Origin of the sequence: Conexibacter sp. CPCC 205762, assembly GCF_030646155.1 — a bacterium.
Lineage (GTDB): Bacteria > Actinomycetota > Thermoleophilia > Solirubrobacterales > Solirubrobacteraceae > Conexibacter.
In genome coordinates this window covers 308871-333331 of the sequence record NZ_JAUTDN010000003.1, presented here as the reverse complement: position 1 = coordinate 333331, position 24461 = coordinate 308871, and the positions used below count along the sequence as shown (strand labels likewise).

Annotated in this window: 21 protein-coding genes; 16 read left to right on the top strand and 5 right to left on the bottom strand. The window is 72.7% G+C overall.

Going from position 1 to position 24461, the window contains the following annotated elements:
- Positions 1-50: 50 nt before the first annotated feature.
- A complete protein-coding gene (locus Q7L73_RS05255) occupies positions 51-725 on the bottom strand; it encodes a GntR family transcriptional regulator (RefSeq protein ID WP_304690928.1) in 675 nt (224 codons plus the stop codon).
- 153 nt (positions 726-878) lie between these two features.
- Here Q7L73_RS05255 and Q7L73_RS05250 point away from each other — a divergent pair, with 153 nt between their 5' ends.
- The 7 genes from Q7L73_RS05250 (at position 879) to Q7L73_RS05220 (ending at position 7334) form a co-directional block, all read left to right on the top strand.
- Positions 879-1673: an SDR family NAD(P)-dependent oxidoreductase gene (locus tag Q7L73_RS05250; protein ID WP_304690927.1), complete on the top strand. Its 795-nt coding sequence runs from the start codon at positions 879-881 to the stop codon at positions 1671-1673.
- Positions 1666-2007: a nuclear transport factor 2 family protein gene (locus tag Q7L73_RS05245; protein ID WP_304690926.1), complete on the top strand. Its 342-nt coding sequence runs from the start codon at positions 1666-1668 to the stop codon at positions 2005-2007. The genes Q7L73_RS05250 and Q7L73_RS05245 overlap by 8 nt, the downstream gene beginning before the upstream one ends.
- 99 nt (positions 2008-2106) lie before the next feature.
- Positions 2107-3675: an ABC transporter substrate-binding protein gene (locus Q7L73_RS05240; protein WP_304690925.1), complete on the top strand. Its 1569-nt coding sequence runs from the start codon at positions 2107-2109 to the stop codon at positions 3673-3675.
- A 7-nt stretch (positions 3676-3682) separates the two neighbouring features.
- Positions 3683-4645, top strand: a complete 963-nt coding sequence (locus Q7L73_RS05235; protein ID WP_304690924.1) for an ABC transporter permease — start codon at positions 3683-3685, stop codon at positions 4643-4645.
- Complete coding sequence (locus Q7L73_RS05230; protein WP_304690923.1) at positions 4638-5510, top strand: ABC transporter permease; 873 nt, start codon at positions 4638-4640, stop codon at positions 5508-5510. Before Q7L73_RS05235 ends, Q7L73_RS05230 begins: the two co-directional genes overlap by 8 nt.
- Positions 5507-6499 carry an ABC transporter ATP-binding protein gene (locus Q7L73_RS05225; RefSeq protein WP_304690922.1) on the top strand — a complete coding sequence of 331 codons (993 nt, stop codon included), beginning with the start codon at positions 5507-5509 and terminating at the stop codon, positions 6497-6499. The genes Q7L73_RS05230 and Q7L73_RS05225 overlap by 4 nt, the downstream gene beginning before the upstream one ends.
- Positions 6486-7334 (top strand): ATP-binding cassette domain-containing protein, encoded by an 849-nt coding sequence (locus tag Q7L73_RS05220; protein ID WP_304690921.1) that lies wholly within the window; start codon positions 6486-6488, stop codon positions 7332-7334. Before Q7L73_RS05225 ends, Q7L73_RS05220 begins: the two co-directional genes overlap by 14 nt.
- Here Q7L73_RS05220 and Q7L73_RS05215 read toward each other — a convergent pair.
- Both Q7L73_RS05215 and Q7L73_RS05210 read right to left on the bottom strand, forming a co-directional pair.
- A complete protein-coding gene (locus Q7L73_RS05215) occupies positions 7318-8049 on the bottom strand; it encodes an acetoacetate decarboxylase (protein ID WP_304690919.1) in 732 nt (243 codons plus the stop codon). The two genes, Q7L73_RS05220 and Q7L73_RS05215, sit on opposite strands and share 17 nt — an antisense overlap.
- A gap of 2 nt (positions 8050-8051) precedes the next feature.
- The gene (locus tag Q7L73_RS05210) at positions 8052-9068 is read right to left on the bottom strand and encodes a C-terminal binding protein (RefSeq protein ID WP_304690917.1); all 1017 of its coding nucleotides are present in this window, start codon (positions 9066-9068) and stop codon (positions 8052-8054) included.
- Positions 9069-9151: 83 nt separating this feature from the next.
- Here Q7L73_RS05210 and Q7L73_RS05205 point away from each other — a divergent pair, with 83 nt between their 5' ends.
- The 7 genes from Q7L73_RS05205 (at position 9152) to Q7L73_RS05175 (ending at position 18858) form a co-directional block, all read left to right on the top strand.
- Positions 9152-10537, top strand: a complete 1386-nt coding sequence (locus tag Q7L73_RS05205; RefSeq protein WP_304690916.1) for a hypothetical protein — start codon at positions 9152-9154, stop codon at positions 10535-10537.
- The gene (locus tag Q7L73_RS05200) at positions 10534-11283 is read left to right on the top strand and encodes an SDR family NAD(P)-dependent oxidoreductase (RefSeq protein WP_304690915.1); all 750 of its coding nucleotides are present in this window, start codon (positions 10534-10536) and stop codon (positions 11281-11283) included. Before Q7L73_RS05205 ends, Q7L73_RS05200 begins: the two co-directional genes overlap by 4 nt.
- A complete protein-coding gene (locus Q7L73_RS05195) occupies positions 11280-12404 on the top strand; it encodes an enolase C-terminal domain-like protein (RefSeq protein ID WP_304690914.1) in 1125 nt (374 codons plus the stop codon). The genes Q7L73_RS05200 and Q7L73_RS05195 overlap by 4 nt, the downstream gene beginning before the upstream one ends.
- Positions 12401-13183 (top strand): SDR family NAD(P)-dependent oxidoreductase, encoded by a 783-nt coding sequence (locus Q7L73_RS05190; protein ID WP_304690913.1) that lies wholly within the window; start codon positions 12401-12403, stop codon positions 13181-13183. Before Q7L73_RS05195 ends, Q7L73_RS05190 begins: the two co-directional genes overlap by 4 nt.
- The gene (locus Q7L73_RS05185; protein ID WP_304690911.1) at positions 13180-14133 is read left to right on the top strand and encodes an MBL fold metallo-hydrolase; all 954 of its coding nucleotides are present in this window, start codon (positions 13180-13182) and stop codon (positions 14131-14133) included. The genes Q7L73_RS05190 and Q7L73_RS05185 overlap by 4 nt, the downstream gene beginning before the upstream one ends.
- A gap of 177 nt (positions 14134-14310) precedes the next feature.
- Positions 14311-16239, top strand: a complete 1929-nt coding sequence (locus Q7L73_RS05180; RefSeq protein ID WP_304690910.1) for a glycosyl hydrolase family 28-related protein — start codon at positions 14311-14313, stop codon at positions 16237-16239.
- 30 nt (positions 16240-16269) lie between these two features.
- Positions 16270-18858 carry a glycosyl hydrolase family 28-related protein gene (locus tag Q7L73_RS05175; protein WP_304690909.1) on the top strand — a complete coding sequence of 863 codons (2589 nt, stop codon included), beginning with the start codon at positions 16270-16272 and terminating at the stop codon, positions 18856-18858.
- Between the two features lie 57 nt (positions 18859-18915).
- On the opposite strand, the gene Q7L73_RS05170 is transcribed toward Q7L73_RS05175, so the two are convergent.
- A complete protein-coding gene (locus Q7L73_RS05170; RefSeq protein WP_304690908.1) occupies positions 18916-21669 on the bottom strand; it encodes a PKD domain-containing protein in 2754 nt (917 codons plus the stop codon).
- Between the two features lie 165 nt (positions 21670-21834).
- On the opposite strand from Q7L73_RS05170, the gene Q7L73_RS05165 reads away from it, so the two are divergent.
- The gene (locus tag Q7L73_RS05165) at positions 21835-22845 is read left to right on the top strand and encodes a LacI family DNA-binding transcriptional regulator (protein ID WP_304690907.1); all 1011 of its coding nucleotides are present in this window, start codon (positions 21835-21837) and stop codon (positions 22843-22845) included.
- Positions 22846-22856: 11 nt separating this feature from the next.
- Here Q7L73_RS05165 and Q7L73_RS05160 read toward each other — a convergent pair whose 3' ends face one another.
- On the bottom strand, positions 22857-23492 hold the full coding sequence (locus Q7L73_RS05160) for a protein-L-isoaspartate(D-aspartate) O-methyltransferase (RefSeq protein ID WP_304690905.1): 636 nt from the start codon (positions 23490-23492) through the stop codon (positions 22857-22859).
- 46 nt (positions 23493-23538) lie between these two features.
- Between Q7L73_RS05160 and Q7L73_RS05155 the strand changes: the two genes are divergently transcribed.
- Complete coding sequence (locus tag Q7L73_RS05155; RefSeq protein WP_304690903.1) at positions 23539-24456, top strand: polysaccharide deacetylase family protein; 918 nt, start codon at positions 23539-23541, stop codon at positions 24454-24456.
- Positions 24457-24461: the final 5 nt, after the last annotated feature.

Below are 24461 nucleotides of genomic sequence, written 5' to 3'. Positions count from 1 at the left end.
GGGCGCCGGGCGCGGCGCGCCAGGCCGGGCCGGGCGACGCCGTGCGGCCGCTACCCGGCTTCGGGCGGGAGCGCGTCGCTGACGCGCTTGGCGGCGACCTCGATGTGTCTCGCCATCGCGCGCTTGGCGGGCCCGACTCTTCTCGCCGAGAGCGCGTCGATCAGCTCGCCGTGCGAGCTGGCGTGGGCGCGCAGCGCGACCGGCTCGAGCGCGGTCGTGGCGGCGCGCAGGAAGCCGCCGATGCGTCCGCGCAGCTGCGCGACGAGGTCGATCAGGATCTCGTCGTCGGTCAGCGCCCACAGCTCCTCGTGGAAGCGCGCGTCGAGGTTGGAGAGCCGTCTGGTGTCGCCGCGGTCGGCGGCCGCCTCCATCTGCGTGACGATCTCGCGCAGCGAGCGCTCGGCCTGATCGGTCCAGTTCTCGATCGCGCGCTCGGCGACGTACTGCTCCAGCAGCACGCGCAGCCGCGACAGGTCGCGCAGCTCCTTCGCGTTGATCGCGGCGACGCGGCAGCCACGCCGCGGCAGCCGCTCGACGAGGCCCTCTTCGATCAGCCGCGTCAGCGCTTCGCGCACCGGGATGTGGCTGACGCCCAGCTCGGCGGCGAGTCTGCGCTCCACCAGCCGCTCGCCGGGGGCGTAGGCGCCGCTCTGGATCGTCTCGCGAAGCTGGTCGGCGACGCGGTCGGCGAGGTTCTTCGAATCGACGGGACGGAGGGAAGGCATATATCCAGAGTTTCGATCGGGGAGCTAGATGCTATATCGCGGGGCGCCGGCAGTGCCAGCGAGAACAGGCGCATCGGCGTCGGGCGGGGGGATTCCGCCGGCAGCGGGTCACCTGAATCTGTTCTGCCACATGCTATAGGGTATCTCAGCGTCATGGATATCACTTCGGAAGTGCCGGCAGGCGCGGCGGGCGCGCACGCGGCCCGCCGCCGGGCGCTGGTGACGGGCGCGAGCTCGGGCATCGGCGCCGCCGCGGCAGCCGCTCTCGCCGCCGCCGGCTGCGACGTCTGGGTCACCTACGCGCGCGACGAGGCCGGTGCGGCGGCCGTCGCGGAGGCGGCTCGCGCCGACGGCGTGGACGCGCACGTCTCGCACCTGGACCTGGCGCAGCCGGCGCAGGTCGAGGCGCTGCTGGCGGAGGTCACCGCGCGCTGGGGCGAGCTGCACGTGCTCGTCAACAACGGCGGCGTCTGCCCGTACACGCCGCATGACGAGATCTCCGTCGAGGAGTGGGACGCGGTGCTGGCGACGAACGCGCGCGGCACCTTCCTCGCGCTGCGCGGCGCGCTGCCGCTGCTGCGGGCCGCCGCCGGCGATCGCTCGATCGTCAACATCGCGTCGGTCGCCGGCGAGCTGGGCGGCGTCACGACGTCGGTCCACTACGCGGCCAGCAAGGCGGCGATCCTCGCGATCACGCGCTCCTACGCGCGGCTGCTCGCGCGTGAGGGGATCCGCGTCAACGCGGTCGCTCCGGGCCCCGTGCACAGCCGCATCACCGAGCAGCTCTCGGAGACCGCTGAGGCCGGCCTCGCGAGCGGGACCCCGCTGGGCCGCTTCGGCACGCCGGACGAGGTCGCCTCGGCGATCGCGCTGCTGGCCTCGCCGGCCGCCGGCTTCACGACCGGCGCCACGTACGACGTCAACGGAGGGGTGCGGATCGATGGCTGAGCCGGAGCGGGTCTTCCGCGAGCAGGTGCGCGCGTTCAACGCCGCCGACCTGGAGGCGTTCCTGGCCACGTACGCGTCGGAGACCGAGCTGCACGGCCTCGTGCCCGACCGCGTCGTGCGCGGCCACGAGCAGATGCGGCCGCTGTACGAGGAGCGTTTCACGCAGACGCCGCTGCACTGCGAGATCCTCGCGCTGACCGTCTACGGCGACCGCTGGGTGGCCGCCCACGAGCAGGTCACGAGCCCGGCCGGAACGGTCGTGCTGGTGGGCGTCTTCGAGGTCGTCGAGGGCCTGATCGTGCGCGCTGACATGACCGGGCGGGTGCCGTTGTAGCGCGCATCCAGCGCGGACGGCGTTGACGGCAAATGCTATAGCCTCTAGTATGTGTAATCAGGGGGAGGAACCCGGCAGGTCAGCCAACGAGAGGTGCTCATGAGGTGGAAGAAGATGGTCCCCGGTGCGATCGCCATCTGCGCGCTCGCAGTCGCGGGGTGCGGTGGCAGCAGCTCCAGCGACGACGGGACCACGCCGTCCGGCGACGGCTCGGCGACGACCGCGCAGGTCGCCAGAGGCGGGACGCTGACGGTCGCCGACACGATCGGGATCCCGCAGCTGAACCCGGTCATCCGCACCTTCGGCTGGGAGGAAGTGCTCTTCCCGCTGCTCTGGAACGGCCTCTCGAAGGCCGACGAGAGCGGCGAGATCGTGCCGGACCTCGCGACCGGCTGGAGAGCCTCCGCCGACCAGAGAACCTGGACCTTCGACCTCCGCACCGACGTCAGATTCTCCAACGGCAGAGCGCTGACCTCCGAGAACGTCGTCGCGGCCTTCGAGTACTACCTCGACCCGAGAACGACGACGCAGGAGGCGGGCAAGATCGCCGCCGTCACCAGCGTCAGAGCCGACGGCCCCGCGAGAGTCGTCATCAAGCTGAGAACGCCGAACGCGCAGTTCCCCGCCGCGATCGTGTGGGTCAAGATCATCGACGTCGACAACCTCGGCCAGATCGACAAGAGACCGGTCGTGACCGGCCCCTACATGGTCTCCGACTTCGTCCCCGACGACCACGTCACGCTCGTGCCCAACCCCGAGTACGCGGGCGACGCGGCGCCGCTGGACGAGCTGAGAATCGTCAAGGCGACCGACTCGACCTCGGCGCTGAGCGCGCTGCGGGCGGGCGACCTCGACGTGATCTGGTCGACCAACCCGGCCGACGTCTCGTCGGTCGAGAGCGATCCCGACCTCAAGACGGTCTCGCCCGAGGTCCCGAGCAAGTACGTCGACTGGGAGTTCGACACGACGGCGCCGCCGTTCGACGACGTCAAGGCGCGCCAGGCCGTCGCCTACGCCGTCGACCGCGAGGCCGTGCTCGAGAGCGCCTACTACGGCCTCGGCGACCTCGCCCCGACGAACAACCCGCTCAGCACCAACAACCCCTTCTACGGCGGCGAGCTGACCGACTACAGCTACGACCTCGAGAAGGCCAGAGCGCTGTTCGCCGAGGCCGGCGTCAACGCCGGCGACACGATCACCTGGTGGGGCACCGCCGGCGCGAACGCCGAGTGGACGACCGCCGCGGAGATCCTGCAGGCGAGCCTCAAGGAGATCGGGATCACGCTGAAGATCGAGAACAGAGAGGTCTCGACCTGGGCCGACAAGTTCTACCCGGCCGGCAAGAGATTCCCGAACTTCATCGTCCCGAACCTGGCCTCCTTCCCGCCCTCGCCGGCCGACGCCTTCGGCTTCTACCGCGAAGGCCGCTGCGAGTGCAACTGGAAGAGCCCGGAGTTCGAGAGCGCCTACGAGGCCGCGATGGCGGAGCCCGACAGAACGGCGGCCCTGCAGAAGTGGGGCACCGTGCAGGAGATCGTCAACCGCGAGGTCCCGCTGATCATCCCGCTGCAGGCGAAGCTCGTCGCCTCGCTGCGGTCCAACGTCGAAGGCGTCTGGATGGAGGGCGGCGGTCAGCTGCACCTCGAGCAGGCCGGCCTGGCCGACTGAGGCTGACGTGCTGGGGTTTGTCATCCGGCGGGCGGCGATCAGCATCCTGATGCTGGTCGCCGCATCGGCCCTCGTCTTCGCGATCCTGCGGTTGCTGCCGGGCGATCCGATCATCACGCGCCTCGGCGCGACCGCCGGTGCAAACCCGGAAGCGATCGACCAGCTCCGACGCGAGGCGGGGCTGGACGACCCGATCGTGACGCAGTACCTGCGCTGGCTCGGCGACATCTTCACGGGCGACTTCGGCCAGTCGTACTTCAGCCAGTTCTCGGTCACCGAGCTGATCGACCGCCGCATCGGCCCGACGCTCGAGCTGACGGCGGTCTCGATCGTCTTCGCGCTGCTGATCGCCGTGCCGCTGGCCGTCTTCTGCTCGCTGCGCCGCGGCAGCTGGCTCGACCGCGCCGTCACGACCGGCTCGACGGTCGGCCTGGCGCTGCCGCAGTTCGTCCTCGGGATCCTGCTGATCCTCGTCTTCGCGGTCGAGCTGCAGTGGCTGCCGGCGCGCGGCTACATCCCCTTCAACGAGGACCCGGGCGAGAACGTGCGGCGGATGATCCTGCCGGCGCTGACGCTCGCGATCGCGGCGTCGCCGCTGATCCTGCGCTACCTGCGCGCCTCGATGATCGAGGTGCTCGACTCGTCCTACATCCGCACGGCCGAGGGCAAGGGCGTCCCGCATCGCCGCGTCGTGATCGCGCACGCGCTGCGCAACGCGCTGCTGCCCGGCCTGACGATGCTCGGCATGGTGATCGGCTACACGCTCGGCGGCGTCGTGATCGTCGAATACGTCTTCGGCATCCCCGGGCTCGGATCGCTGGCGGTCGAGTCGGTCTTCAAGCGCGACTACGCCGTGCTGCAGTCGGTCGTGCTGCTGATCTGCGCGCTGTTCATCCTGACGACGCTGCTCGTCGACATCCTCTCGGAGTACCTCGATCCCCGTCTGCGGACTGGAAGATCCCATGGCTAGCCCCGCGTCGCTCTCCCTCGCCGGCCGCTTCGGCGGCCGCCGCCGCCGCGTCCCGCGCCGCGGCTCCGGCACGACGATCGCGGCGATCGCCGTGCTCGCCGCGATCGTGCTGCTGTGCGCGATCGGCCCGCTGTTCGCCGCCGATCCGGGCGCGCTCGACAACGCCAACCGCTTCGCCGGGCCGAGCGCCGCGAACTGGTTCGGGACCGACCAGCTCGGTCGCGACCTGTTCGCGCGGATGGTCGCCGGCGGGCGCATCTCGCTCGGGATCGCGGCCGGCGCGACGGTCGTCTCGATGCTGCTGGGAGCGCTCTGGGGCTTCACCGCCGCGCTCGCGCGCGGCATCTTCGACGAGCTGCTGATGCGGCTCGCCGACGTGACGATGGCGATCCCGCAGCTGCTGTTCGCGCTCGTCTTCGTCGCCGCCTTCGGCGCGACCACCGCCGGCCTGGCGCTGATCATCGGCGTGCTGCTGACGCCGGTCACCGCGCGCATGATCCGCAGCGCGGTGCTGACCGAGCTGCAGTCCGACTACACGCAGGCCGCGGTCGCCTACGGCGCCTCGCGCTGGCGGCTGGTGCTGCGCGAGATCCTGCCGAACGTCTCGGCGCCGCTCGGCGTGCAGGCGTCGATCAACGCCGCCAACGCGATCATCCTGGAGGCCGCGCTGAGCTTCGTCGGACTCGGGGTCCAGCCGCCGGACGCGTCGTGGGGGACGCTGCTGCAGCAGGGCTACCAGAAGATCTACCAGTCGACGAGCGGCGTGATCATCCCGGCGCTGGCGATCTTCCTGACGATCTGGATGCTGAACCTGCTCGCCGACCAGCTCGGCGGCACCGACGACGTGCGAGGACGGACGGGATGACGACGGACACGGTGCTGGATGTGCGCGACCTGCGCGTCGCGTTCGGCGAGATCGAACCGGTGCGCGGCATCTCCTTCAGACTGCGCAGAGGCGAGCGGCTCGGGCTCGTCGGCGAGTCGGGCTCCGGCAAGTCGCTGACCGCGCTGGCGATCATGCGGCTGGCGCGCCGCGCCCAGCTGTCGGGCGAGGTGCTGCTGCAGGGCGAGGACCTGCTGACGCTCAAGCCGCGCCAGATGGAGCAGGTGCGCGGCGGCCGCGTCGCGATGGTCTACCAGGACCCGATGTCGGCGCTGAACCCCGTCTACACCGTCGGCAAGCAGCTGGAGGAGGCGATCCGGCTGCACAGACGGCTCGACCGCCGCGGCGCGCGCGATCGCGCGATCGAGCTGCTCGACGACGTCGGCGTGCCGCATCCGCAGCGGCGCGTCGAGCAGTACCCGCACGAGTTCTCGGGCGGCATGCGCCAGCGCGTGATGATCGCGATGGCGATGTGCGCCGATCCGGCCGTGCTGATCTGCGACGAGCCGACGACCGCGCTCGACGTGACGACGCAGGCGCGCATCATGGACCTGCTCGACCGGCTCGTCGAGGAGCATCACACGGCGGTCATGCTGATCACGCACGACCTCGGCGTCGCGGCCGGCTTCTGCGACACGATCCAGGTGATGTACGGCGGCCGGATCGTCGAGCGCGCGGAGGCGGAGGCGCTCTACCGCGCCTCGCTGCACCCCTACAGCGAGGCGCTGCTCGGCGCCGCCGTCGATCTGAACCTCGAGCTGGGCGTGCCGATCCCGACGATCGGCGGCTCGCCGCCGCTGGCCGGATCGCTGCCGGCCGGCTGCAGCTTCCATCCCCGCTGCGCCTGGGCGCAGGATCGCTGCCGCAGCGAGGCGCCGCAGCTGAGAGAGGTCGCCGGCCGGCTCGTCGAGTGCCATCGCGCCGACGAACGCGCCGCGGCCGTCAAGGAGGAGACGCATGTCGGAGCCTGAGACCACGCCGCTCGTCGTCGCCAGCGGACTGCGCAAGACCTTCCGGCTCGGCGCCAGGGAGACGCTGGTCGCGCTCGACGACGTCTCGCTGGAGATCCGCCGCGGCGAGACCTTCGGGCTCGTCGGCGAGTCGGGCTCGGGCAAGTCGACCGTCTCGCGCGCGCTGCTGGGGCTGCTGCCGCTCGACGCCGGCAGCGTCCAGTTCGACGGGCTCGAGGTGACGAGACTGAAGGGCGGCGAGCTGCGCCGCCTGCGCAAGCGGATGCAGATGGTCTTCCAGGACCCGTTCGCCGCACTCAACCGCCGCCAGTCGGTCGCGCAGATCGTCGCCGCGCCGCTGGAGGCGCACGGCATCGGCGATCGCGCCTCACGCGCGGCGCGGGTCGAGGAGATGCTCGACCTCGTCGGCCTCGGGCCGGCCTACAGAGAGCGGCGGCCGCGCGAGATGTCGGGCGGCCAGTGCCAGCGCGTCGCGATCGCGCGTGCGCTCGCGCTCGACCCCGAGCTGGTCGTGCTGGACGAGTCGGTCTCGGCGCTCGACGTCTCGATCCAGGCGCAGGTGCTCAACCTGCTCGGCGAGCTGCAGCAGCGGCTCGGCCTGACCTACCTCTTCATCAGCCACGACCTCGCGGTCGTCCGCTACATGGCCTCGACGGTCGCGGTCATGCAGCGCGGCAGCATCGTCGAGCGCGGCAGCCGCGAGCAGCTCTTCCGCTCCGCGCAGCACGAGTACACGCGGCAGCTGATGAGCGCGATCCCGGCCGTCGATCCGACCGCCGAGCGTGCGCGCCGTCGCGCGGCGCGCACGGAGGCCGGCGTCAGTAGCGGTGGATGACGCGGCCGGGAGGCAGCGTCAGGTCGATCAGGCGGTGCGTCGCAGCGCGCACCGTCCGCACGGGCAGCTGATGGATCGGCACCTGCGCGTTCGGGCGCAGCTCGACCGTCGCAGGGCCGGTCCAGCACTCGTGCACGACGACGTCCTCGAAGTCGCGCACGACCAGCTCGCGCCGCACGTCGCCGCCGTCGAGCGGCAGCACGCGCAGGTTCACGTTCGTCCCGCTGCCGGGCACCAGCGCCTCCAGCAGGTCGGGCGCGCAGGCCTGCTGCTTCCAGCAGATCGTCGCCGTCAGCAGGTCGATCCCGTTGCGCTCGACGCGCCCGACAAGCAGGTCGCCGTCGGGTCTCAGCGTCACGCGCCCGGCCTTCTTCGGCTGCCCGTACAGCTCGCGCCCGGCCGCGACGGCGGCGTCGGAGTCGAGCACGAGGAACGGCGAGTACATCGCGGGGGCGCCGTCGGGCAGCCGCACCGGCAGCTGCACCGCCGACTCGCCGTAGACGCCGAAGAACTCGGCGTCGTGCATCCAGTAGACGTTGACCAGCACCAGCGGCGCGGCCAGCTCCAGCGGCTGCGGCAGCAGCGCGTCGGCCGCCGCCGCGTCGGTCTCGTAGACGACGGTCAGGATCTCGGTCCGCCGCAGGCGGATCGGCAGCGGCGGCACCAGCGGCGCGCCGTAGGGGGTGCCGGAGATCGTGCGCGGGTCGAAGGTCATCGTCAGATCATCGCGCGCGCGGCGCGGGCGTCGGCGTATGCGGGGTTGACGATCGTCGCGACCGGCTTGCCGTCGAGGAAGTCGGCGGCCTGCTGCGCGGCGCGCTGCTCGAGCTCCTGCAGCGCGACCGGCGAGTACCAGGCGGCGTGCGCCGAGAGCTGCAGGTTGGGCGCGTGACGCAGCGGGCTGTCGAGCGGCAGCGGCTCCTGCTCGAAGACGTCGAGCGCGGCGCCGCCGAGCTGGCCGTCGCGCAGCGCCGCGGCGAGCGCGAGCTCGTCGATCAGGCCGCCGCGGCAGGTGTTGACGAGCGCGCTGCCGGGGCGCATCCGCGCCAGCGCCGGCCCGTCGAGCAGGTGGCGCGTGGCGTCGGTCAGCGGCGCGTGCACACTGAGGACGTCGGCGCGCTCCAGCAGCTGCTCGAAGGAGACGGCCGCGTGGCCGTCGGCGGCGATGCGCGCGGCATCGACGTGCGGGTCGTGCACCAGCACGTCGAAGCCGACGCCGGCGGCCATCTCGGCGACGCGCGCGCCGATCCGCCCGTAGCCGATCACGCCGACCGTCATCGCGCTGGAGCGCTGCGCGCCGGCACCGTCGACGGCGGCGGCCCAGCGGCCGGCGCGCAGGCCGGCGTCGAGCTGCGGCAGCCGCCGCGCGAGCGAGAGCACGAACGCGAGCGTGTGGGTCGCGACCTCCTCGACGCAGTAGTCGGGCACGTTCGCGACCGGGATGCCGGCCGCGGTCGCGGCGGCGACGTCGATCATGTCGTAGCCGATCCCGAGCCGGCTGATGAAGCGGCACTGCGTCAGCTCGCCGAGCACGGCCGCGTCGACGGGGGCCCACTGCACGATCAGCGCGTCGGCGCCGGCGGCGGCCGCGCGCACGTCGTCGGAGGTGCGACAGGCGGCGCGGCGCACCGTCCAGCCGGCAGGCTCCAGCACGCGCTCGGCGACGCCTTCGGTCGGCAGGTCGGAGTCTGTGACGACTACGACGCCACGGTTGCGCCCAACGCTCGCGGTCATGCGGGGTCCATCCTCGATCAAGTTGACGGAGTAGAGCTAGATACTATAGCGTCTAGCAAGATAGTGATCAACGTGAGGGATGCATGAGGACGATCGCGACACCAGGATTCACAGGCTCGATCGGCGTCGCCCGGCGTGACGTGACGCCGCCCGTCGGGATCGCCCAGAACGCCTGGGGGCCGGCGGTCGAGCGCCGCTCGACCGGCGTCCACCGCCCGCTGCAGCTGACCGCCCTGGCGATCCGCGGCAACGACGGCGCGCCGCCGCTCGTGCTGGTCGCCTTCGACGGCTCCTGGTTCCGCTCCCCCGACGACGAGTGGCACATCCGCTCCGCCGTCGTCGAGGCGGCCGGCGGCGACGAGGCGCGCGTGCTCGTCACGCTCAGCCACACGCACTCCGGCCCGCTGCTGACGCGCGCGGCGCACGACTGGCCGGGCGGCGAGCTGATCGCCCCGTATCTCGACGCGCTGCGCACGGCGGCCGGCGACGCGGCCCGCGAGGCGCTCGCCGGGACCGTCCCCGCGACGCTCGACTGGGCGACCGGCCGCAGCGACGTCGCGGGCGCCCGCGACCTGACCGTCGACGGGCAGCCGCTGATCGGCTGGAACCCGGACGCGCCCGCCGACGACACGCTGCTGGCCGGTCGCGTCAGCGGCGCCGACGGCAGCGTGCTGGCGACGATCGTCAACTACGCCTGCCACCCGACGACGCTGGCGTGGCAGAACACGCTCACCTCGCCCGACTACGTCGGCGCGCTGCGCGAGACGGTCGAGCAGGCGACCGGCGGCGCGCCCTGCCTCTTCCTGCTCGGCGCCGCCGGCGAGCTGGCCCCGCGCGAGCAGTACACCGGCGACGTCGCCGTCGCCGACCGGCACGGCCGCGCGATCGGCCACGCCGCGCTCGCCGCGCTGGAGGGGCTGCCGCTGCCCGGATCGGCGCTGGCGCTGCACCCGCCGGTCCAGTCGGGCGCGCCGCTGGCGCCGTGGTGGCCGGTCCCGCACGCCGCCTCGGAGCGGCTCGCGGCGACCGTCGAGGAGGTCGAGCTGCAGCTCAAGCCGCCGGTCCCGCTCGAAGAGCTGGAGCGGCGCTGGGCAGACGTCGACCCGCGCAGCCGAGAGGAGCGGATCCGCCGCGCCGCCGAGCAGCAGGCGAACCTCTCCAGCGGCACGTCGGTCGTCTGGCCGGTGCGCGTCTGGCAGCTCGGCGACGCCTTCGTCGTCGCGCAGGGCGGCGAGTGCTATTCGATCTTCCAGCGCGAGCTGCGGCGGCGCCATCCCGACCGTGCGGTGGTGGTGATGAACCTCGCCAACTGGCCGGGCCAGGCGTATCTGTCGCCGGCCGAGCTGTACGACAGCGACGACGCATACACGGTGTGGCAGAGTCCGCTCGCGGAGGGCTGCCTGGAGCTGACGATCGAGGCCGCGGCGACCGCCGTCGCGCGGCTGGTGGACGAGGAGGCGGCGCGATGAGCGCGAGAACGGCAGTCATCACCGGGGCGAGCAGAGGGATCGGCCGGGCGACCGCGCGGCGGCTGGCGGCGGAGGGCTGGACGGTCGCCTCGTTCGACCTCGCGGGCCCGGAGCAGCCGGACAGCGGGATCGAGGACCAGCTCGTCGACGTCACCGACCAGCCCGCGCTCGAAGCGGCCGCACGCGCCTTCGCGGTCGCCAACGACGGCCTCGGGCTGTGGGTCAACAACGCCGGCATCACGATCCGCGCGCCGCTGGAGCAGCTGACGGTGCAGCAGTGGCGGACGGTCGTCGACGTCAACCTGAACGGGGCGTTCAACGGCACGCAGGCGGCCGGTCGCATCATGCTCGAGCAGGGCGCGGGCGCGATCGTCAACATCGCCTCGGTCGCCGCCGACCGCGGGCAGCCCGGCCGCGCGCCCTACGGCGCGACGAAGGCCGCGATCGTCGGGCTGACGAAGACGGCCGCGGTCGAGTGGGCGGCGCGCGGGGTGCGCGTCAACGCCGTCGGTCCCGGCTACGTCGACAGCGGCGTCTACCAGGCCGCGCTCGCGGCCGGCTCGCTCGACAACGACGAGGTGCTCGCGCGCATCCCCGCACGGCGGCTCGCCGACGCCGACGAGATCGCGAGCGTGATCGCCTTCCTCGCCTCGCCGGCCGCCTCCTACCTCACCGGCCAGGTGCTCTACGTCGACGGCGGCTTCCTCGCCGACTTCGGGATCGGCGTCGTCGGAGCGCCCAGATGAGCGACGTCGTCCGTGACGTGCGCGTCACGACGGTGCGGCTGCCGCTGCCGCAGCCGCTGCGACTCGGGCCGATCGAGGTCGCCTCGCGCGAGTACGCGGCGGTCACGGTCACGACCGCCGACGGTCTGCGCGGGCACGCCTACTGCCTCACGCGCGAGGCGCCGGTCGCGGCGCTGGTGGAGCGGCTCGTGACGCCGCACCTGGTCGGGCGAGACGCCGCCGCGGTAGAGCGGCGCTGGGACGAGCTGCAGCGCGCGAACATGATGATCGCCCGCTCCGGCCTGGCGCTGCGCGCGATCGCGCTGGCCGACGTCGCGCTCTGGGACATCCGCGCCCAGCGCGCCGGAGTGCCGCTGTGGCAGCTGCTCGCACACGATCGTGCCGACGCGGCGCCGGCCGCGGACGGCAGCGCGCCCGCGCTGCTGGTCGCCGCCTATCCGACGCCCGACCGCACCCCGGAGGAGATCGCCGCGGAGGTCCTCGCCGTCGCCGCGCGCGGCTTCGCGCGCGTGAAGGTCAGCCGCGACCCCGACCCGGCGCGGATGCGCGAGCTGATCGAGCGGATCGTCGCCGGGCTGCCGAGCGGCTGCGAGCTGGTCGTCGACTGCGGCTTCGTCTGGCGCGACGCCGACGCGGCGCTCGCGGAGCTGGCGCAGTGGGGAACGCCGCCGCTGGCCTGGCTGGAGGATCCGCTCGTGCCCGAGGACGCGCTCGGGACCGCGCGCGTGCGGCGCGAGAGCGGCTTCCCGATCGGCGCCGGCGACGAGGTGACCGACCCGCGCACCTGCATCGCGCTGCTGGAGGCCGGCGCCGTCGACGTGCTGCGCGTCGACCTGCTCGCGCTCGGCGGCGTCACGCCTGCGCTCGACGTGCTGCGACGGACGGCCGCGGCCGGCGTCGAGCTGTCGTTCCACGTCTATCCCGAGATCAGCGTGCAGCTGGCGGCGGCGCAGGCGCGGCCGGCGTGGGTCGAGCTGTTCGACGAAGAGGTGCCGGGCGGCAATCCATACGATCCGGCCCACCGCCTCAGCGCGCGCCCGGCCGTGCTGCGCGACGGGCGGCTGGTGGCGCCGGGCGAGCCGGGCCTCGGGCTGGAGTTCGACAGGGAGCTGGTGCGATGAAGAGCGTCGTCGTCACGGGAGCGGGAGCGGGCATCGGCCGCGCGATCGCGGAGCGCCTCGCGCATGACGGCTGGGCCGTCGTGGGGCTGGAGCGCGACGAGACGCTCGCCGCATCGCTCGACGGCGTCCTCGCGGCGACCGTCGCCGGCGACGCCGGCGACCGCGCCGATCTCGCCGCGGCGGCGCAGGCGGCAGCGGCGCTCGCGCCGCTCGGCGCCTGGGTCAACAACGCCGGGGTCACGACGCAGGGGACGCTCCACGACCCCGATCCCGAGCAGGTCCGGCGGCTGCTGTCGGTCAACGTCGAGGGCGTCTACTGGGGCTGCTCGGAGGCGGTCCGCGCCTTCGCCGCCGCGGCGCGGCCGGGCGCGATCGTCAACGTCTCCTCGATCCACGGCCGCGCGGGCGCCGTCGCCCACGCCGCGTACGACACCTCCAAGGGCGCGATCGACGCGCTCACCCGCCACGTCGCGAGCTCCTACGGCCCGTACGGGATCCGCGCCAACGCGATCGCTCCCGGCGCCGTCATGACGCTGGCGCTGGAGCGCAGCTTCGAGACGGCGCCCGACGGCGCCGCGCGCCGCGCCCAGCTGGAGCGGCAGGCGCCGCTGCGGCGGATCGGCGAGCCCGCGGAGATCGCCGCGGTCGCCGCCTTCCTGCTGTCGGACGAGGCGTCGTTCCTGACCGGGCAGTCGATCGCCGTCGACGGCGGCTGGACGACGGCGCTCGTGCCGCCGGCGCTCGATCCCGAGCTGGCCGGGCGCTACGGACTCAGATGAGCGGCGGCCGGATCGAGCGGCTGCAGGAACGGCTCGACGACGGCCGCTTCCTCTGCGTCTTCCTGCTGGTCGGCGCGGACGGCGCGGTGCTCGTCGACACGGGCCTGGCGACGACGCCGCAGCGCACGATCGCGCCGGCGCTGGCGCGGCTCGGCATCGGCTGGGACGGCCTGCGCGCGGTCGTCGTCACGCACGCGGACGTCGACCACGCCGGCGGGCTCGGCGCCGTCCGCCGGCTCGCGCCGCGCGCGACGGTCGTCGCGGGCGCCGCCGACCGGCTGCTGATCGAGTCGAGCGAGCTGCTGCTGGAGCGGCGCTACCGCGAGTTCCGCGACGAGCACGGGATCGACCAGCCGGAGGCGTTCTCGGCGTGGGTGCGGGCGAACGCCGACGACGGCGCCGTAGACCTCGCGCTGACCGGCGACGGCACGCTCCGGATCGACCGCGAGTGGACGGTCGGGCTGCTCGCGGCACCCGGCCACACGGCCGGCCACCTCGTCGTCCACGACCCCGCCAGCGCGACGGTGATCGCCGCCGACGCGGTGCTCGGCGGCTTCTCGCCCGGCGCCGGCGGCGAGCCGGCGTTCGCGCCGACCTACCGCTTCCTGCCGGGCTACCGCGAGACGATCGCGCGGCTGCAGGAGATCGCGCCGCAGCGCCTGCTCTGCTCCCACCTGCCGCCGCTGGAGGGCGCCGCGGTCGCGGCCTATCTGCGCGAGAGCGCCGCCTTCGCCGACCGCTGCGAGGCGGCGCTGCTGCGCGTGCTCGACGGCGGCGAGCCGGCGACGCTGGCCGAGCTGATCGCGGCGACCGCCCCCGCGCTCGCGAGCTGGCCGGCGGCGGCGCGCGACACGCTCGTGCAACCGCTCGCCGGCCACCTCGAAGCGCTGTCCGCGCAGGGCCGCGTGCGCCGGCTGCCGGGCTGCCCCGCGCGCTACGCGCGGACCTGAGACAGCGCTCGCCACCTCCGCGGCAGCGCGCTCCGGGCTCCTCAATGGGCCCGCAATTTGTCGTGACTCAAGCTTGCATCCGGAGTAATTCAGAGTCAAGTGCCGCCAGCGCTTGCGTTCGGCGCTCACTGCTGTTAGCTATAGCATTTAGTATCTAGCTAACGGGAGAGGAACCGGATGCGTCGGATTCTGCTTGGACTCGTGCTGGGCCTGGCGGCCGCGGCCGCCGGCGTGCTGCCGGCGGCGGCGAGCGCGCTGGACGTCAGCGTCACCGCGGCGCCGTACAGAGCCGCCGGTGACGGGGTGACCAACGACCGCGCCGCGATCCAGAGCGCGATCGACGCGGTCAACGCCGCCGGCGGCGGAACGGTGACGCTGCCGGCGCCGAACACCTACCTGTCGGGCAACGTGCGGCTGAAGTCGAACGTCGAGCTGATCGTCGCCAGAGGGGCGACGCTGAAGCAGAGCCAGACGGTCGCGCACTACGACTACACGCCGTACAGAGACCAGCTGATCCCCGGGGACATCCCCTGGAACAACACCTTCTACCGCAACACCCCGCTGATCTACGGCGGCTATGTCAGCAACGTGAAGGTCAGCGGCGCCGGCACGATCGAGATGACACACCTGCCGAGACTCGAGGACACGGTCCTGATGGACGCGATCGGCCTCTTCCAGGCGAGCGGGTTCGAGCTGTCCGGGCTGCACCTCAAGGGCGGTGGCGTCCCCTACGTCGGGATCTACTTCAGCGACTCCGGCTCGATGCACGACATGACGCTCAACGAGCCGTACAAGTCGACCGTCGGCGGCATCGAGCTGATCAGCTCCCAGCGCGTCGCGATCGAGCGCAACGTGATGCAGAACACCGACGGCAGCCCCGGCGTCACCGACGACGGGATCGCGATCGGCTCGATCCACAACGACCCGCGCTCGACCAGCTGGTGGAGAAGCGACGTCTCCGAGCCGACGAAGGAGATCGTCATCCGCAACAACGTCATCAACGTCGACTGCTGCGGCGGCATCGCCTTCATCCCGTGGGCCTCGGCGGTCGCCGACGCGCGCGACGGCGAGGTCCGCGACATCACGATCGAGAACAACACGCTGATCACGCCGATCGGCTGGGAGCCGGTCAAGTGCTGGTGCGACAACCCCTGGAACGGCCCCGGCGGCAGCGCCTACACGACGCAGGAGAGCGACCAGTCGCAGATGACGAACATCCGCTTCTCCGGCAACACCTACAGCGGCAGCACCGACGGCTTCATCAGAACGCGCATCAGCAGCGTCTTCGGCGTGCCCTTCCATCCCGGCAACCCGTCGCTCAACAACCCCGACTTCGAGCGAACGGCGGCGTCGAGCTGGGTGACGGTCGGCAGAGCCGGCCAGGCCGGCGCCTACGACGCGGCCGTCGGCCAGTCGGGCAGATGGTACGGCTACATCCAGAACTACGGTGACGGCTATACCGCCCTCTACCAGGGAGCCGGGCTGCAGGCCAGAACGGCCTATCGCGTGCGCGCGAGAATCCAGACGAGCGGCGACGTCGCCCGCATCTTCGTGCTCAACCAGTGCACCGGCGAGACCGTCGGCGCCGTCTACGTCTCGCCGACGACGTGGACGACCTACGACCTCCCCTTCACCACCACCTCGGCCTGCTCGGAGTACCGCATCGGGATCGACCCCGGCAGCTCCACGAGAGGCTGGACGCGCATCGACGACGTCGAGCTGCACGGCCCGCAGATCGACGACGGCGACCCGCGGATCGCCTGGGGCGGCAGCTGGCACGAGTACGCCGACGCCGCTGACTTCTTCGGCACGCACATGACGGCGTCGACCGCGGGCGCGACCGCGACGGTCAGATTCTTCGGCACCGCGGCGACCTGGCGCAGCATGGCCGGCCCCAACATGGGGCTGGCGAACGTCTGGCTCGACGGCGTCTCCAGAGGCACGATCGACTTCTACAGAGCGAGCTACGCGACGACCGGCGTCTGGAGCACCGGCACGCTGACGAGAGGCTGGCACACGATCAGAGTGCAGGCGCAGGGCGCGCACAGCTCGTCGTCCGCAGGCGACTACGTCTCGCTCGACTCGGTCGCGGTCAGCGGCTACTGAGTGCAGCGCACCTCTACACGAAAGGCCGGAATGCGGTCGAAGTGGTTGTTCGCGGCGTTGTTCGCCGCGCTGTTCGCCTTTCCAGCGGTGGCGCAGGCCGCCGGCAGCACGATCGACGTCACGCAGGCCGGCTACGGCGCGGTCGGCAACGGCACGACCAACGATCGCGCGGCGATCCAGAGAGCGCTCGACGCGGTCGCCGCCGACGGTGGCGGCACGGTCGTGATCCCGGGCGGCAGAACGTTCCTGACGGGATCGCTCAGAATCGGCAGCCGCACGACCGTGCAGCTCGACGGCACGCTGCTGCAGAGCCAGGACACGGCCGACTACTCGCCAGCCGTCGAGCGCGGGCACGACCGCGCGATCCCGCGCGCCCAGTGGGATCACATGTGGCTCGCCAACCAGCCGTTGCTCTTCTCGACGCACTCCACCGACGTGAAGATCCAGGGCGACGGCACGCTCAGAATGACGCGCGAGCTGACCGAGCAGGACACGATCCACATCTCGCCGGTCGGCTTCTACAGAGTCGACGGGTACGAGATCCGCGACATCACGATCACCGACGCGATGGGCTACAACATGGCCCTCTACTCGACCAGACACGGCCTCGTCGAGGGCGTCACCGCCCACGTCGCGCTCACCGGCCACGGCAGCAGCGACGGCTTCAGCATCCAGAACTCGCAGCACATCCGTGTCACGGGCAACGACATCATCTCCAGCGACGACGGCATCTACGTCTGGTCGTCGTACAGAGATCCGCGCGGCACCAGCTGGTGGTCGAGCGACGAGCCGCAGCCGTCGAAGGACATCGAGATCGACCACAACGTCGTGCAGGTCTCGCCGGCCTGCTGCAAGGCCGTCGCGATCATCGCCTGGGGCGCGCAGGCGCCCGACGTCAACCAGGTCGCGATCAGCGACGTCAACGTCCACCACAACAGACTGCAGGCGCCCGAGGCGGTCGGCTGCTGGTGCGACGACGTGATGACGGCCGAGGTCGCCGACCAGGCGCCGATGGCGCGGATCCGCTTCGCCGACAACGAGTACGTCGGCGCGACCGACTCGACGATGGCCGGCGCCCGCATCGCGGACCTCGAGACCGACTTCGGGCAGTCGTCGACGTTGAGACTGCAGAACCAGGACTTCAGCCTGCACGGGCCGGCCTGGTGGAGCAGCATCGGTGACCCGGTCGTCGAGCAGCGGCCCGACGGCGACTGGGCCGCCAGAGTCGTCGGCGCCGCCGGCACGCGCAGCGCGATCTACCAGGGCATCGGCCTCGGCGACACGCACTGGGGCGCCAACGCGGTCGCCTACCGGCTGACGGCGGAGGTGGCCGTCAGAGGGGAGCCGATGCGGCTGTTCGCGTACGACACCTGCACCAACACGACGGTCGCCGAGCGCTGGGTCGACGGCGCTCGCCGCCACCCGGAGCTGGTCGAGTTCAGAGCGACCCCGTGCGGCAACGTGCGGATCGGGCTCGACAACGGCGGCGACGGCAGCGCGACCGGCACCGGGCACCTCTACGAGCTGGCGCTGCGGTCGGAGAACTTCGCCGTGCTGGCAACCGATCCGACGGTCGTCACGACCGGCTCGTGGCTGACGTTCGGCGCCGCCGGCGACCTCGGCGGCTCGCACCTGCTCAACCACCCGCCCGACCAGCCGGCCAGCGTGACGATCCCGTTCCACGGCACGCGCGGCGTCTTCCTCGCGTCGCGTGACGTCAACCTCGGCGAGGCGCGGATCGAGGTCGACGGCGTCGACGCGGGCAGAGTCAGCTTCGTCGGCCCCGAGCGGGTCGACGGCGTCGAGGTCTTCAACACCGGCGAGCTGCCGCCCGGCGACCACACGGTCAAGATGGTCCCGCTGAGCGGCTACACGGTCTTCAACGCGCTGCTGGTCGAGGATCAGCTCCAGCCGTTGGTGCCGGGCGCCGCGCCGGCGGTCGCGGGCCCGGCCGACTGGGTCGATCGGATCGTCACGATCGCGCCGGTCGCCGACGCGACGGCCGAGGTCGAGCTGTTCGGCCCCGACGACGAGCTGATCGAGCGCGTGCCGCTCGCGGGCAGAACGCGCAAGGCGGCGATCGAGCTGCCCGACGCGGACGGGTCGTACGCCGTCCGCGCCCGCTACCGCTCGGCGTCGGGCAGCGTCGTCAGCGCCGACACGACGGTCGTGCTCGACCGCAGCGTCAAGCCCGACCCGCAGCCGCAGCCGCAGCCGAGAGCCGACCCGCAGCCCCAGCCGAGAGCGGACCCGCAGCCGCAGCCGAGACCTGCCGCGGCGAAGGCGACGATCTCGGCTGTCCGCGGCGTGCAGACGCTGACGCGCGCCCGGGTCGCGAAGCTGGCGACGGTCGCCTGCCCGGCGGGCGGCGCGGCCTGCCGCATCGCCGTCCCCGCGCGGCTGACGGTGAAGCTCGGCGGCAGGCGGCACGTCGTCACGGTGACGGCGCCGAAGACGCTGAAGGCCGGCGCGAAGGCGACGATCACGGTGCGCCTGCCGAGCGCGGCGGTCAAGCGGCTCGACGGCCGCCGCATGACGCTCGCCGTGAAGGTGGTCGCGCGCAGCGGCGGCGCGACGAGCACCCGCACGATCCGCCTCACCGTCGAGGCGCGCCGCTAGGAGCGCGGCCGGCTCTCTCGAGGGAGGAGAAGAGAGAGCCGGCCGCTCGCGCGTCCCCTAGCGCGCGCCCCGTCGTGCCGGCTGCGCCGGCACGACGAGTCGGTGCAGGCGGGCGCCGACCCGCAGCCGCACGACGACCTTCGTCGCCGCGCGCGGCCGCTGCGGCCGCAGCGTGACGGTCACCGCGCCGCGCCCGCGGGCGGTCGCGCTGGCGCCGCCGACGCGGAAGCTGCCCTGCAGGCGAGCCGCGGCTCTGGCACTCGTCGCCGCTCTGCAGCGGATCGCGGTGCGCCGCTTCACGAGCGTGCAGCGGACCGTCACGGTCGGCGTCGCGCCCTTCTCGCCGCGCGGTCCGGCCGGTCCGGCGGCGCCGGGCGTCCCCGCGGGCCCGGTCACGCCTGCGGCGCCGTCGGCTCCGGCCGCGCCGCGCTCGCCCGCCGCGCCGTCTCTGCCCGACGCCCCGTCGGCGCCGTTCGCGCCGTCGAGCCCGGCCGGGCCGGTCAGGCCCGTCGGGCCGGCTCTGACGACGATCGTGCGCGTCGCCGTCGTCGTCTCGCCGTGCGTGTCTCTCGCCGTGATCGTCACGGTGTAGGTCCCCGCCGCGTCGTAGACGTGCGCGCTGTTCGGACCGCTCGCCGTCGCGCCGTCGCCGAAGCTCCAGCCGACGGTCACCGGGCCGCCGAGCGGCGCCCACGCCGGAGCCTGGAAGGAGACCGGGTGGCCGGCGAGCGCTCTGCCCGGCGCGAGCAGCGCCCCGAGGTCGGGCCGCAGCTCCTCCAGGTGCGCGTCGGGCGCGGCCGGGCTGGCCCACTCGGGCAGCACGAGCGCGTCGAAGGTCGTGTAGATGCCCTCCGAGCCGGCGCTTCTGTTGCCCGTCGTCGTGAGTCTGAGCGTGTGCGTGCCGGCGCCGAGATCGCCGCTGTCGAACTTCTCCAGGCCGCCGATCTGCTGGCCGAGGAAGTCGGTCGTGCCTCTCACGACGCCGTTGACCGAGACCTCGCCGATCCCGCCGAACGGCTTGTTGGCGCCGTACAGTCTCGCCCGTCTGCCGGTGAACGTGATCGCGGTGGAGGCGCCGGCCTCGCCGTTCTGGTGGTCGGTGCCGCCGGCATCCCAGCCGGACCAGTCGCGCGGCCACGTGCCTCTCAGCACCCAGCGCGGATCCTCGGAGTCGATCACCGGCATGTGCAGCTGGACGTTGTCGACGATCGCCCAGGCGCCGTTCGCGTCGCCGCGCTCGATCCCGACGCGGACGAGGTTGCAGCTGGCCGCGACCGGGATCAGCAGCCGCTCGCGCCGCAGCGTGCGCGGCGCGACGAGCCGGCGGGCGAGCACTCTGTTGCTGCAGGTGTCGCGCGCGACCAGCGCGAACGCGTGGCCGCTGGTGATCACGTCGGCCTCGAGCGTGTAGACCATGTTCGTGCCGAGGCCGAAGCGGTTGAGCTGCAGGTCGGCGGCGTTCTGCAGCCCGATGCCCTGGTAGAGCGCGGCCGGCTGGTTGCGTCTCGTCTCCAGCCAGCCGGCGAAGCTGCCGCTGCGCTGCGCGAACGCGGCCTCGGCCGCCTCCGGCACGTCAGCCGCTCTGTCGGTCGCGCCGGCGCTGCCCTCGGGGCTCCACCAGACCGCGGCCGTTCTCTCGAAGTCGCCGTTCATCACGGTGCGGACGTTCGGGAAGTCGACCTGCAGGCGCGAGTCGGTGAAGTACGGCGGGACCCACGAGTAGAACGGCCACATCTGGCCGCTGACCGTGTTTCTCTCCATCACGACGCGCGTCATCGGCGCCTGCTCGCCGCGCCGGATCGGCTGGACGAACGGTCTTCTCTCCGGGTTGAACGGGTTGTCGCAGTCGCAGTTGACCCAGGTGTCGTTGAGCGAGCCGAGTCTGTTGTCGTGGATCCACAGGTCGGAGATCTCGGCGTCGCGCTTGTCGGCCGGGGTGCTCGCCCACGGCAGGAAGGCGATCGCGTTGCGGACGCCGAAGTTCTCGACGTCGTTGTAGGCGAGCTCGACGTCCTTCAGCGGCGTCGAGGTGGCCGACGACCACCACGAGCTCTCGTCACGCGGGTCGAGGTGCTTGGTCTCCAGCACGATGCCGTCGTCGCTGGTGCGGACTCTGCTGTGCAGCACCTTCACGCGCTGCGAGCCGCTGACGACGATGCCGTCGGCGCCGAGGTCTCTCGACGTCGCGACGTCGACGTTGGCGACCGCGCCGTCGCTGCTGTGCAGCATCGTGATGATCGTCGTGCGCGCCTCGCGGATCGTGATCCCGCGCAGCGCGAACCGTCTCGCCTCGTAGAAGCCGACCGGGATCACGTCGATCCGTCTCGTCTGGTCGGCCTGGACGGTCATCTGCAGCAGGCCGCTGCCGACGACCGCGACGTCGTGGACGCCGATCGCGCCGATCAGCGGGTCGTTGTGGAAGTAGGCGCGATGCCACGGGATGTCCGTCGGCATGTCGAGGCCGGGCACCGGCGGCTTGCCGTAGTCGGCGACCTGCTGGCTCTGTCTGAGCGTGCCGTCGAGGCGCAGCGTCACGCCCGATCTGAGCATCAGGCTGCCCGTCAGGAACGTTCTGCCGGCGGGGACGACGACCTCGCCGCCGCCCGCGGCGCCGACGTCGTCGATCGCGCTCTGGATCGCGACGCGGTCGTTGACGATCCCGTCGCCGACGGCGTTGTAGGGCGCGGCGGTGACGTCGGCGGACGGCATGCCGGCGTGCGCTGCGGCGGCGGGGACGGAGACGCCGCAGACGACCGCGGCGGCGACGGACGCGCGCAGCAGCGCACGCCGTCCCGCTGAGGGGACTGACATGGATCTTCTCTCCTTCGTCAGCGCCGCGGCGGCGACCCCACCGTGACGCGCTGGAACATCGCTGCCACTCCCGTGGCTTCGGAGTCACCCTATGAGTCATCGCGAGGCATTGCAAGTCATGGAGCGGACGAAGGCTCTTCATCACCTATGCTGCGGCGCTGAGTCATGTCCGTGACGAGCCGTGACATCGCCCGCGAGATCGGGCTCTCGCAATCGACGGTCTCGCGCGCGCTGCGCGGCGACCCGCGCGTCGCGCCGGAGACGCTCGAGCGCGTCAGAGCCGCCGCCGAGCGGCTGCGCTACGTGCCCGACGCGGCCGCGCGCATGCTCTCCTCCGGCCGCACGCAGACGGTCGGCGTCGTCGTCGCCGACATCCTCAACCCGTTCTATCCCGAGATCGTCGAGGTGCTGCACAGCGAGCTGCGGCACGAGGGCTACGCGACCGTCCTGCTGAACGAGCCGCTCGGGCCCGACCTCGCGAGCCAGCTCGGCGGCCGCACCGTCGACGGCCTGATCGTCGTCGCCGCCACGCTCGACGCGGCGTTCGTCGCGCGGCTGCCGGCGATCGGGATCCCGCTCGTGCTGCTCAACCGTTACGTCGACGACGCCGACACCGACCGCGTGCTGTCGGACAACGTCGCCGGCGGCGCGCTCGCGGTCGAGCATCTGATCGGCCTCGGTCACCGCCGCATCGGCCTGATCGCCGGCCCCGCCAACACCTCGACCGCGCGCGACCGCGAGCAGGGCCTGCGCGCGGCGCTCGAGCGCCACGACGTGCCGTTCGACGCGTCGCTCCGCCGCGAGGGCTCCTTCACCCACGAGAGCGGCTACCAGCACTGCAGCGAGCTGCTGCGCCTGCCGCAGCCGCCGAGCGCGATCGTCTGCGCCAGCGACGTGATCGCCTTCGGCGCGCTCGACGCCGCCAAGCGGCTCGGGGTCGCGGTCCCGCAGCAGCTCTCGGTGATCGGCTACGACGACGTCGCGATGGCCGCCTGGGAGGCGTTCGCGCTGACGACGATCCGGCAGCCGCTGACGCGCATGGCCAAGCGCGCCGTGCGCGTGCTGCTGGAGCGCCTGCAGGCGGCCGGCGCGGTGGCGCCCGCCGCGCCGCAGCGCGAGATCTTCCCGCCGCAGCTGGTCAAGCGCGAGACGACCGCGCCGCCACCGGGCGCCTGAGCGACGCCGCCCTACCCGCCCGCCTCGCCCGCCACCAGCGGCACGAAGCGGACCTGCTCCAGCTGCGTCCGCCGCAGCTCGGCGCCGTCGCCGCTGCGCTCCAGCAGCACCAGCCGCTGCCCCTCGCCGCCGACCGGCGCGACGAGGCGACCGCCCGCGGCGAGCTGGTCGACGAGCGGCTGCGGCAGGTCGGGCCACGCCGCCGCGGCGACGTTGATCGCGTCGAACGGCGCCTGCTGCGGCAGGCCCCGCGAGCCGTCGCCCTCCAGCACCGTGACGGCGTCGCCGCCGATCCCGGCGGCCGCCAGGTTGGCCGCCGCCCAGCGGCTGAGGCCGGGATGGCGCTCGATCGTCCAGACGTGCGCCACCAGCCGCGACAGCAGCGCCGCGTGCCAGCCGGAGCCGGTGCCGACGTCGAGCACGCGGTCGTCCGGCTGCAGCTCCAGCAGCGCCAGCATGCGCGCGACGATCAGCGGCTGCGAGATCGTCTGCCCGCGCCCGATCGGCAGCGCGCAGTCGTCGTAGGCCTGCTCGCGCACGGCCGGGGGGACGAACAGCTCGCGTGGCACGGAGGCGATCGCGTCGAGCACCCGGCGGTCCGCCACCAGCGGCCGCAGCGAGCGCGCCAAGCGGGTCGCCGGGTCCATGGTCAGGGGTCTTCCCGTCCGTCTCTGCCACCATTCTGCTTCTCGCATGTCCGGGGTCCCGCCGCACATCCTGCGCCGGCGCATCGTTGCGCTGCTGGTGCTCGCCGCCGCCTTGGCGCTCGTCGTCGTGGTCGTCACGCAGGTGAAGGGCGGCGACGACGCGCCCGCCGGCGCGAACGCGAGCGCGACGCGAACGACCGCCGCCGCCAGAAGAGCGGCGGCGAGAAGAGCGGCGCCGGTCGACCCGACCGCCAGACGCGACATGGGCAGACCTGGCCCCGCGCGACCGGTCCCGATCCTCATGTACCACGTCACGACCGACCCGCCGGCCAACGCGCCGTTCCCCGACCTGTACGTGAGAGCGTCGGAGTTCCAGGAGCAGATGGACGCCCTCCACGCCGCCGGCTACGTCGGCGTGACGCTGCAGGAGGTGTGGGACTTCTGGCACAGAGGCGGCCCGCTGCCGGCGAGAGCGGTCGTGATCTCGGTCGACGACGGCTACCACTCCAACTTCGCCTATGCCGCGCCGGTGCTGAGAAGACTCGGCTGGCCGGGCACGCTCAACCTCAAGGTCGGCAACCTGCACGAGCCGACCTACGGCCTCACGCCGGGCCAGGTGAGAGCACTGATCGCCGCCGGCTGGGAGGTCGACTCGCACACGATCGACCACCCCGACCTGACGACCGTCGACGCCGCCCAGCTGGAGAGAGAGGTCGCCCAGTCGCGCAGACGGCTGCAGCGCGCCTTCGGCGTCCCGGTCAACTTCTTCTGCTACCCGGCCGGCAGATACGACGACGCGGTCGTGGCGGCGGTCGAGCGAGCGGGCTACCTGGCGGCCACGACCGTCAACCCCGGCCTCGCCTCGCCTGACGAGGGCGATCGCTTCGTGCTCGACCGCGTGCGCGTCAACGCCGGTGTCTCCGGCGCGACGCTGGTCAGCCAGCTCGCCGGCCTCGGCGCCTGACGCCG